Source organism: Mesorhizobium sp. M7D.F.Ca.US.004.03.1.1 (assembly GCF_003998635.1).
Classification (GTDB): domain Bacteria; phylum Pseudomonadota; class Alphaproteobacteria; order Rhizobiales; family Rhizobiaceae; genus Mesorhizobium; species Mesorhizobium loti.
This window is the reverse complement of the sequence record NZ_RZQG01000195.1, coordinates 1-7,970: the sequence shown is the minus strand read 5'-3', so window position 1 is coordinate 7,970 and position 7,970 is coordinate 1. Positions and strand designations below refer to the sequence as shown.

Genomic DNA, 7,970 nt, shown 5'->3' with positions numbered 1-7,970 from the left:
CCTCTAGACATCCTTGACCTCATTTTCCGCCATGCGGCGGCGACGATAGTGACGACTTGCCTTCTGCCTGTTGCCGCACACCGCCATGTCGCACCAAAGGCGGCTGGAATTGCGGCTTCTGTCGACGAACAGCCAGGTGCAGTTGGGACAGATCCTGAGCCTTGCGACGGTGTCGTCGCGCAGCAGCGACAGTGCCGAAACCGCCAACGCCGCCTCGAAGGCGATCGGCGTCAGGGGATCACCGAACGGCCTTCCCGGCGCACCGATCTCGGTCCGGCTGCCGGCCAGACCCTCGGCGCAGGCTCTCAGGAACCCCGGCAGATCGGTGGTGACAACCGCGCCCGTCGACACGGCACCGCGAAACAGCCGGTCCGTCGCCTCGCGGATCGACAGCACGACGGGTGCGATCGTCTCCGGTGACGGTGCAGCCAGCGGCCTGTCGCCAAGCTCGGCGGCGCGAAAGCGGCTCGCCGCATCGGCGAAGCGGGCAATCTCGGCCGGATCATCGAAACGGTCGAAGGTCCGCTCCGGATCGCCGCGCAGCACGACGGTGTTCGCCGTGTCGAGCGCAAGCAGGCCGCCGGTGAAGCGGTGCGGGGTCCAGGATACCGTCATGCCTGAAATCTAACCGATAAATCGCATTTGACAAGTTAGATTCAGCGATGCAGGTTCTCTGCCGGGCGCGGACTCCGCAGCCTTTGTCTTGAGCGTGTCGTTGTCCCAAAACCGCTTTGCACTTTTGGGCGACATGCTCCGAGGGTTTCGCATGCTCTACTTCTTCCAGCAGGTGCTGAACGGGCTGCATTCGGGCGCGCTCTACGCGTTGCTCGCCTTCGGCTATGTGCTGACCAACGGCATTCTGCACCGCACCAACCTCGCCTATGGCGCGCTGTTCGCCTTTTGCGGCCAGACGATGATCCTGACCGCAGCCTTCGGCTATCAAGTGCTGTGGCTGACACTGCTTGCGGCGGTGGCGCTCGGCGTCGTCGCGGCTTTCCTCTATGCCGCGCTGATCAGCCACGTGCTGTCGCGCAGCGTCTTCGAACCGTTGGCCGACCGTACACCCAATGCGATCGTGGTGACGACGCTCGGCATATTGCTGCTGTTGTCGGAGGCAAGCCGCATCGCTGCCGACACGCATGATCTGTGGCTGCCGCCTATGTTGGCGCAGCCCGTCGTTTTCGCGCAGGGCACGACCTTCAAGGCAACGCTGACGCTCATCCAACTCATCGATTGCGCGGTGGCGCTGGCGGCAATCGCGCTGGCCAGCTGGGCGTTTGCCGGCTCAAGCTTCGGCCGGCGCTGGCGCGCCGTCTCCGACGACCCCAAGGCGGCGGCGATGTGCGGCGTCGACGTGCGCGCGGTGTTCCGGCATGCGGTCCTGTTCGGCGGCTTCTGCGCAGCGCTGGCCGGCGTCATGGCCGGCCTCTATTACGGCAATGTCAGCTTCGGCTCGGGCCTCGTCTACGGGTTGAAGATCCTGTTCGTGACGGCGGTCGGCGGCTATCTGTCACCGCCACGGGCGGCGCTGGGCGCGGCCGCCTTCGGCATGGCCGAATCGCTGTGGGCCGGCTATTTCCCGGTCGAATGGCGTGATGCGTGGATGTATCTGTTCCTGGTCGCCACGCTGATACTGATCGGCGCCGGCCGCGACACCGGCAAGCTCGCCTGAGCCATCAGACTTTGGTTGCATGACGCGGGGGCAGACCGCCGGTATACGGCACTGCCTGCCAAGCAACGATATTTTGCTGCCTCTATCCTTGTTGACCCGTCAGTCCACGCGCGGCATACCGTTGGACCACGCGGCGTGACGGACAAGAAGGGGGAAGCCGGCACGCCTCCGGTACAAGGGAGGAATGCATGGCAGGGCTGCTCGCTCTATCCAGGACCATTGATCGCACCAACGAATTCATCGGCAAATGGGTGTCGTGGCTGATCCTGCTGGCGATCCTGGTGAGCGCCGCCAACGCCATCATCCGCAAGGTCTTCGACATATCCTCGAACGCCTGGCTCGAGTTGCAGTGGTATCTGTTCGGCGCCGCCTTCATGCTGGCCGCCGCCTATACACTGAAGCAGAACGAACATATCCGCATCGACATCGTCTACGGCCTGTTCCCACGCCGCGTGCAGCACTGGATCGACCTTTTTGGCCATGTCTTCTTCCTGATGCCGTTCGTGACGCTGATGGTGGTCTATTTCGTTCCCTATGTATCGCTGTCGTTTCGCAGCGGCGAGATGTCCAACAATTCCGGCGGGCTGATCATCTGGCCGGCCAAGGCAATCCTGCTCGTCGGCTTTTTCCTGCTCGCGCTTCAGGGCATCTCCGAGATCATCAAGAAGATCGCCATCATGCGCGGCGACATGGACGACCCCAATCCCTTCATATCGGCACATGAGCAGGCCGAGCTCGAAGCCAAGGCGCTGGCCGACGAGGTGCGCTCGTGATGGAGTTCATCGCCCAGAACATGGCGCCCATCATGTTCGCCTCGCTGATCATCTTCCTGCTGATCGGCTATCCCGTCGCCTTCTCGCTGGCCGCCAACGGCTTGATGTTCTTTTTCATCGGCGTGCTCCTGTCGCCCTATTCCGGCGGATCGATCAACCTCGCCTGGCCGCTCCTGCACGCATTGCCGGATAATTTCTACGGCAGCCGGGTGATGTCGAACGACACGCTGCTGGCCATTCCGTTCTTCACCTTCATGGGCATCGTGCTCGAGCGATCGGGCATGGCCGAGGACCTGCTCGACACGATCGGCCAGCTGTTCGGGCCGATCCGCGGCGGCCTCGCCTATGCGGTGATCTTCGTTGGCGCGCTTTTGGCGGCGACCACCGGCGTGGTGGCGGCTTCCGTCATCGCCATGGGCCTGATCTCGCTGCCGATCATGCTGCGCTATGGTTATGACCGCCGGCTGGCATCCGGGGTCATTGCCGCGTCGGGCACGCTTGCCCAGATCATCCCGCCCTCGCTGGTGCTGATCGTGCTCGCCGACCAGCTCGGCCGCTCGGTCGGCGACATGTATGCCGGCGCGCTGATCCCCGGTCTCGTCCTGACCGGCCTCTACGCGCTCTACATCCTGATCGTTTCGATCTTCCGGCCAAAAATGGTGCCGGCGCTGCCGCTGGAGGCGCGCACGCTCGGCCATGGCGTCATGTCCTTGCTGGTGGCATTGGCGGTCACGGTCGCGATTTCCTACGCGGCGTATCGCTATCTCGCGCCGGCACATGGCGACAATGCCGACATTCTCGGCGCCACTGCCGGGGTGCTCTTCATCTACATCGTGGCGATCGCCGACAAGGGCCTGAACTTCAACATGATGTCCAGGCTGGCCCAGCAGGTGATCATCGTGCTGATCCCGCCGCTGGCGCTGATCTTCCTGGTGCTGGGCACCATCTTCCTTGGCATCGCCACCCCGACGGAGGGCGGCGCCATGGGCTCTGTCGGCGCCCTGATCATGGCGGCGGCAAAGGGCCGGCTGTCGCTGGACGTGGTCAAACAGGCACTGACCTCGACGACGCGGCTGTCGTCCTTCGTGCTGTTCATCCTGATCGGCGCGCGGGTGTTCTCGCTGACCTTCTACGGCGTCAACGGCCACATCTGGGTCGAACACCTCTTGACCTCGCTGCCGGGCGGCGAAGTCGGCTTCCTCATCGGCGTCAACATTCTCGTCTTCTTCCTCGCCTTCTTCCTCGACTTCTTCGAGCTCGCCTTCATCATCGTACCGCTGCTGGCGCCGGCCGCCGACAAGCTCGGCATCGACCTGATCTGGTTCGGCGTGCTTCTGGGCGTCAACATGCAGACCAGCTTCATGCACCCGCCCTTCGGCTTCGCGCTCTTCTACCTGCGCTCGGTGGCCGCCCGCGTGCCCTATCTTGACCGCCTCACCGGCAAACAGATCGCGCCGGTCACCACCGGACAGATCTATTGGGGCGCGGTGCCCTTCGTCTGTATCCAGGTGATCATGATCGGGCTGACCATCACCTTCCCGCAAATGGTGATGCACTACAAGGGAACGACCGTCGATCCGGGCACCATCGACTACAAGGTGCCGGAGGTGCCCGGCCTGTCGCCGCTCGGTACGCCGCCGGCGGATGGTGCAGCACCTGCTGGTGGCGGCACGGCGCCGGCAGCCCCTGACCTTTCGCAACCGCCGAGTTTCGGCGACGCGCCGCCGGCCAAGCCGGCAGCGCCACAGCCGGACCTGTCGCAGCCACCAAGCTTCAACTGAGACCGCCATGGCGACGATGATGAAAGCGGTGAGGCTTGAGGCGGTGGGCAGCATCGCGCTGCGCGACGTCGCCAGGCCTGACATCGGACCGGACGAGCTTCTGGTGCGGATCGAAGCCTGCGGTGTCTGTGGCACGGACCGGCATCTGTTTCACGGCGAATTCCCGTGCACGCCGCCGGTGACGCCCGGCCATGAGTTTTCCGGCATCGTCGAAGCGATCGGCAAATCCGTCTCGGGCTTTGCCGTCGGCGATCGCGTCACCGGCGACCCCAACATTGCCTGCGGGCGTTGCGCGCATTGTCACGCCGGGCGGGTCAACCTCTGCAGCAATCTGCGCGCCATCGGCATCCATCGTGATGGCGGTTTTGCCGACTATCTTGCCTTGCCGCAGAAGCAGGCTTTTGTCCTTCCCGCCGATCTGAAGCCGACACATGGTGCCTTCTGCGAGCCGCTCGGCTGTTGCCTGCATGGCGTGGACCTTGCCGGGATCAAACCGGGCAGCTCGGTGGTCGTGCTTGGCGGCGGCGTAATCGGCCTGCTCACCGTGCAACTGGCAAGACTGGCCGGGGCCACGACCATCATCCTGTCGACCAGGCAAGCCTCGCGGCGCGCCCTTGCTAGGGATTTCGGCGCGACAGTGACGGTCGATCCGACCGCCGCCGATGTCGTCAAGGCCATCGCCGGACCGGCCGGTCTGGTGCCAGGTGGTGTCGACGTCGTCTTCGAATGCGCGGGCGTGCGAGAGACCGTCGAGCAGTCGATGCGGCTGGCCCGCGCCGGTGGCACGGTCGTCATCGTCGGCGTGACGCCGCAAGGCATGAAAGCGGAATTCGAGCCCTTCGACCTGCTGTTCCGGGAACTGAAAGTGCTCGGTTCCTTCCTCAATCCCTACACCCATCGCCGCGCCGCCGAACTCATTGCATCGGGTGCAATCGAGATCGACAGGTTGATCTCCAGGCAGGTGCCACTTGAAGACGCGGCGGCAGTAGTCGCCAATCCACCGGCGCCCGGCGAGGTCAAGGTGCTGGTGGTGCCGCGCCGAGACTGAGCTGCCCGGGCCGTCATCCGGCCTTGCGCGCATGCTTGCCGGCAACCCATTGATCGGCTATTAGGGGCGCGCCGAAAAAGACATGACCGGTCCGGTAGTCCGGTCTCTTCCGTTTCTGTTTTTCGAGCATGATCTCTGGACAAACGGAAACCGTTTGTCCGTGAAAACCGGACGCCACTTTTCGGGATCATGTTTGGCGGAAGCCTGTTCACCGCATGATTTGCGGGAGAACCCGCGGCCGGCAAGCGAGGCGAAAGCCCGTGGGCCGGTTGGGTCATGTCCGGATTTCCTGATGCCACGGCCCACCGGTTCACGGTCTGCAGCCAAGCCTGTCCGCATTTCAACCCGCGACAGGACAACGACCATGAAACTGAACCACGCCAATCTCGTTACGCCAGAAGTCACGGCTCTTGCCGGCTTCTTCACCAGCCATTTCGGCTTCGAGCTTCTCGCTGTGCGCGGCAAGGATGCTTTAGCCGTGCTGCGCGGGACCGATGGCTTCATCCTCAACCTGATGATTCCGGGCAAGGGAGGGACCGCCAGCTATCCCGGCGGCTTTCACATCGGCTTCCTCGTCGGCAAACCGAACATCGTGCATGCAAAACAGGCCGAGCTTGCCGATGCGGGCTTCGCGCCTGGCGAGGTGCAAGAGCTGACGCGCGGCGGCGTCAGCTCGACGACCTTCTATTGCCACGCGCCGGGCGGAATACTGGTCGAGGTCAGTTCCTCGCCGGCCTGAAAAGAAAGACCCCGGGCGAGCAGGCCCGGGGTCTTTGGATGAAGGCGATGGGCTGCTCTATCTCTTTGTTTGACGCAATTCCGGACGGAAAACCGCTGCGCACTTTTCCTGGAATTGCTCTAGAGCTTGCCGTTGCGCTGCTGGACCATCATGAAGGTGTCGTAATTGTATTCGGCCACCTGTGCCCAGAGATAATGCTCCTTGCGGAACCCCTTGATCGATTCCCAGATCTTCTTGAACGGGGCGTTGGAGGCTTCCATTTCGGCATAGACCTCGTTGGCCTTTTCGAAGCAGGCGGCCATGATCTCCTGGCTGAACGGCCGCAGTTTCGCGCCACCAGCCACCAGCCGCTTCACCGCCGCAGGGTTCAAATAATCGTATTTCTGCAGCATGTTGGCGTCGGCAGCCTGCGCGGCAGTGCGCAGCAGCGACTTGTACGTCGGCGAAAGCTCGTCGTATTTCGCCTTGTTGAACATCAGGTGGACGGTCGGGCCGCCTTCCCACCAGCCGGGATAATAGTAATAGGGCGCGACCTTGTAGAAGCCGAGCTTCTCGTCGTCATAGGGGCCGACCCATTCGGCGGCGTCGATGGTGCCTTTTTCCAGCGCCGGATAGATATCGCCGCCAGCGATCTGCTGCGGCACGACGCCGAGCTTCTGCACCACCTTGCCGGCAAAGCCGCCGATACGCATCTTGAGGCCGGAAAGGTCAGCCACCGTGTTGATCTCCTTGCGGAACCAGCCGCCCATCTGCACACCGGTGTTGCCGCCCGGCAGGCCGAAAAGGCCCTGCGTGGCGAGAAACTCGTTGAACAGGTCGATGCCGCCGCCATGGTAGTGCCAGGCATTCATGCCGCGCGCGTTGAGCGAGAAGGGAACGGCCGCACCGAGCGCCCATGTCGGGTCCTTGCCCCAGTAATAATATGCCACCGTGTGGCAGGCCTCGACCGTGCCGGCCGTGGTGGCGTCGGCCGCCTGCAGGCCCGGCACCAGCTCGCCGGCGGCGAAGACCTGTATCTGGAAATTGCCATCGGTGGCTTCCGACAGCATCTTGGAAAATACCTCGGCGCCGCCATAGATGGTGTCGAGCGACTTCGGGAAGGACGACGCCAGCCGCCACGTCACCTTGGGATTGGAGTGGGCTATTGCGGGCGCCGCCAGCGTGGCCGTCGCCGCTGCGGCACCGACGCCGGTGACACCGGCCTTGCGAATGAATGAACGACGATCCATGAAGTTCCTCCCTTTTGGATCAACAGACCGACGTACGGGAAATCCTCGGTTTCCGTGTCGGTTCGTTCGAGACAATACACAGGCAAGAAGTCGAGTCCAGCACGCCGGCCCGATTTGACAGCGAAGCCCAGCTGCCCTGCAACTATAGTCTAACAGGCCGTTTCGTGGCCCATGCGACACGCTGAAACTTGGCATGGAAAAATAACCAGGGATCGCCTATTTTAGAGGCAGGACATCCCTTGCCCAGATGGAACACAGAGCCAAAATGCATCAGCCGCTCGTCGCCATATCGACCGACGTCCGTCAGTTCGACAACTACACTTGGCATGCCGCCCCGCAGCAATATCTGGAAGCGGCGATCACCGGCGCCGGCGTGTTCCCGCTGCTGGTGCCATCGTTTGGCGACCGGCTCGACTTCGACGAACTTCTGTCGTCAGTCGACGGCGTCATGGTCACCGGCTCGAAATCCAATGTGCATCCATCGCTCTATGGCGGCGATGCCTGCGAAGCCAATGGCCCCTATGACCCGGCGCGCGACGCCACGACGCTGCCGCTGATTCGCCGGGCGATCGAACGCGGCGTGCCGCTGCTCGCCATCTGCCGCGGCATCCAGGAATTGAACGTGGCGCTCGGCGGCACGCTGGGCACCGAGATCCAGGAGCGCGAAGGTTCGCTCGACCACCGCGCGCCGGTGAGCGACAAACAGGACGAACGCTTCGCCATCCACC

At 63.4% G+C, this 7,970-nt stretch carries 8 protein-coding genes; 6 read left to right on the top strand and 2 right to left on the bottom strand.

Annotation, left to right across the window (positions count from 1 at the left end; genetic code table 11):
• Positions 1-3: 3 nt before the first annotated feature.
• Positions 4-615, bottom strand: a complete 612-nt coding sequence (locus EN935_RS13695; protein ID WP_109665696.1) for a CGNR zinc finger domain-containing protein — start codon at positions 613-615, stop codon at positions 4-6.
• Between the two features lie 151 nt (positions 616-766).
• On the opposite strand from EN935_RS13695, the gene EN935_RS13690 reads away from it, so the two are divergent.
• The 5 genes from EN935_RS13690 to EN935_RS13670 all read left to right on the top strand — a co-directional run bounded on the left by EN935_RS13690 (position 767) and on the right by EN935_RS13670 (position 6,013).
• Positions 767-1,672, top strand: coding sequence for a branched-chain amino acid ABC transporter permease (locus EN935_RS13690; protein ID WP_127373376.1), 906 nt, complete (start codon positions 767-769; stop codon positions 1,670-1,672).
• 188 nt (positions 1,673-1,860) lie between these two features.
• Positions 1,861-2,445, top strand: coding sequence for a TRAP transporter small permease subunit (locus EN935_RS13685; protein ID WP_127264754.1), 585 nt, complete (start codon positions 1,861-1,863; stop codon positions 2,443-2,445).
• Positions 2,445-4,226 (top strand): TRAP transporter large permease subunit, encoded by a 1,782-nt coding sequence (locus tag EN935_RS13680; protein WP_109665686.1) that lies wholly within the window; start codon positions 2,445-2,447, stop codon positions 4,224-4,226. The genes EN935_RS13685 and EN935_RS13680 overlap by 1 nt, the downstream gene beginning before the upstream one ends.
• Positions 4,227-4,245: 19 nt before the next feature.
• A complete protein-coding gene (locus EN935_RS13675) occupies positions 4,246-5,274 on the top strand; it encodes a zinc-dependent alcohol dehydrogenase family protein (protein ID WP_164757743.1) in 1,029 nt (342 codons plus the stop codon).
• A gap of 364 nt (positions 5,275-5,638) precedes the next feature.
• Complete coding sequence (locus tag EN935_RS13670; RefSeq protein WP_127264756.1) at positions 5,639-6,013, top strand: VOC family protein; 375 nt, start codon at positions 5,639-5,641, stop codon at positions 6,011-6,013.
• 119 nt (positions 6,014-6,132) lie between these two features.
• Here EN935_RS13670 and EN935_RS13665 read toward each other — a convergent pair whose 3' ends face one another.
• The gene (locus EN935_RS13665; RefSeq protein ID WP_127264757.1) at positions 6,133-7,242 is read right to left on the bottom strand and encodes a TRAP transporter substrate-binding protein; all 1,110 of its coding nucleotides are present in this window, start codon (positions 7,240-7,242) and stop codon (positions 6,133-6,135) included.
• 265 nt (positions 7,243-7,507) lie between these two features.
• Here EN935_RS13665 and EN935_RS13660 point away from each other — a divergent pair.
• On the top strand, positions 7,508-7,970 hold a 463-nt coding region (locus EN935_RS13660), incomplete at its 3' end, for a gamma-glutamyl-gamma-aminobutyrate hydrolase family protein (protein ID WP_164771118.1).

What these genes read in the sequence shown, in the direction of transcription:
- EN935_RS13665 (WP_127264757.1), bottom strand. Translation starts at nt 7,242, where the DNA reads ATGGATCGTCGTTCATTCATTCGCAAGGCCGGTGTCACCGGCGTCGGT.
- EN935_RS13670 (WP_127264756.1), top strand. Translation starts at nt 5,639, where the DNA reads ATGAAACTGAACCACGCCAATCTCGTTACGCCAGAAGTCACGGCTCTT.
- EN935_RS13690 (WP_127373376.1), top strand. Translation starts at nt 767, where the DNA reads ATGCTCTACTTCTTCCAGCAGGTGCTGAACGGGCTGCATTCGGGCGCG.
- EN935_RS13680 (WP_109665686.1), top strand. Translation starts at nt 2,445, where the DNA reads ATGGAGTTCATCGCCCAGAACATGGCGCCCATCATGTTCGCCTCGCTG.
- EN935_RS13695 (WP_109665696.1), bottom strand. Translation starts at nt 615, where the DNA reads ATGACGGTATCCTGGACCCCGCACCGCTTCACCGGCGGCCTGCTTGCG.
- EN935_RS13685 (WP_127264754.1), top strand. Translation starts at nt 1,861, where the DNA reads ATGGCAGGGCTGCTCGCTCTATCCAGGACCATTGATCGCACCAACGAA.
- EN935_RS13675 (WP_164757743.1), top strand. Translation starts at nt 4,246, where the DNA reads ATGAAAGCGGTGAGGCTTGAGGCGGTGGGCAGCATCGCGCTGCGCGAC.